Source organism: Pirellulales bacterium (genome assembly GCA_035939775.1).
In the GTDB taxonomy this organism is placed as follows: domain Bacteria; phylum Planctomycetota; class Planctomycetia; order Pirellulales; family DATAWG01; genus DASZFO01.
The window spans coordinates 1-1532 of record DASZFO010000020.1 but is presented as its reverse complement, the minus strand read 5'-3'; the positions used below and the strand labels follow the sequence as shown (position 1 = coordinate 1532).

At 58.9% G+C, this 1532-nt stretch carries 2 protein-coding genes; both read right to left on the bottom strand.

The window, feature by feature from the left end:
- Positions 1–345: cupin domain-containing protein (locus VGY55_00905; GenBank protein HEV2968512.1), on the bottom strand; the 345-nt coding region annotated here is incomplete at its 3' end.
- Positions 346–482: 137 nt separating this feature from the next.
- The gene (locus VGY55_00900; GenBank protein HEV2968511.1) at positions 483–1463 is read right to left on the bottom strand and encodes an ABC transporter substrate-binding protein; all 981 of its coding nucleotides are present in this window, start codon (positions 1461–1463) and stop codon (positions 483–485) included.
- Between the last annotated feature and the right edge of the window lie 69 nt (positions 1464–1532).

The window sequence follows — 1532 nt, the reverse complement described above, 5'->3', positions numbered from 1 at the left end:
GCCGGGAATCAAGAGTTGCACGTGTTGGCCGCTTCGTAGGTTTGGTCCGACGACGACTCGCTCCGTGCTACCGTCGGCGTGTAGCATAAACACTTCCAACGGGTCGCCGAGATAATAGTGGTAGAGCTGATCGTTGCGGATACGGTGCAGCCGTACCGGCGCGCCAGACGTCACCATGAAATAAAGCGCCGAGCCCACGGGGCGCGCCTCGGCGAACGGCGATGGCAAAACACCCGCCGCGACCGATTGCTTGCTCACGAAGGTCAGCCGCACGAAACCGCAGGTCGCGTTGGGTTCTAGTTTCAGCAGACTGAGAATCTCGTTGGCGGTCAATTTACCTGTCATGGCATCCATAAATCGAGGTCGATGAGCAAGGGTTGGTCAATGTCCGTTTTACACCCGAAAGTGGACTCTAGACCGCAGCCGCAGAATGTCCGCCAAGGGCCAATTCCAGACCAAGTGCATTGCAGTAAAACAGCATCCTACTCGATCACCTCGCCTGCTTCGGCAAGAAGCGTTGGGGGCACTGTCAGTCCGAGCGCCTTGGCCGTTTTGAGATTGATCACGAAATCGAACTTGCTCGGCTGTAATACCGGCAGGTCCGCGGGTTTTTCGCCCTTGAGGATGCGACCGGCATAGACTCCGGCGTTTTTATAACTTTCGGCGATGTTGGGCCCGTAGCTGATCAGCCCACCAGCCAGCGCATATTCACGAAAGTGATAGATGGCGGGCAGGCGATTTTGTGCGGCGAAGTTGATGATGCGATCGCGGCGCGTATCAAAGAAAGGCGAGGCCGTGACCATAAACGCGCCGACACGTTGCTGAACGAGCGAGGCCAAGGCTGCATCCAATTCCGGATCGTCGTTCGCGCGCGCCACGAAGAGCCGCTGAGCAACTCCTTTGGCCGCAGGCTCGAGATCGTCCAGTTCCTGCACGGTGGGCGGGAAGCGGGGATTCACCAGTACTCCGATCACTGGGGTCCCAGGCACGAGTTCGCGCAGCAAACCGAGCCGCTTCGATTCCATCTCATTGGTCCAAATGGTATAGCCAGTGACGTTACCGCCGGGCCGATTAAAGCTCGCGACGATGCCGGCTTTGACGGGATCGCCGCCCATCCCGAACACGACCGGAATTGTTGTCGTTGCTTTCGCGGCGGCAACAGCTGAAACGTCGCCGCCGACACCGATGAGAACGGCCACTTTTCGGTTGACTAATTCAGCGGCCAGCCCCGGGAGTCGATCGTAATCGCCCTCCGCCCAGCAAAGCTCAATCGTGACATTTTGGCCGTCAACAAAGCCTGAATCAGCCAAACCCTGGCGGAACGCCGCCACAAGATGTGCCGATTCCTCCGGGGCTCGGCCGCTCATGAACCCGATCACGGGCATTGGAGTCTGCGCGCGCGCCGCGAGCGGCCAGGCGACTGTCACGCTACCGAGCAAACTGATGAATTCGCGGCGTTTCATTGCATCCCCCAGCGCTCAGGAAAAGACCCAGCGACATCAAAGGCAGCCCAACTGCTCCGCGACAAACTT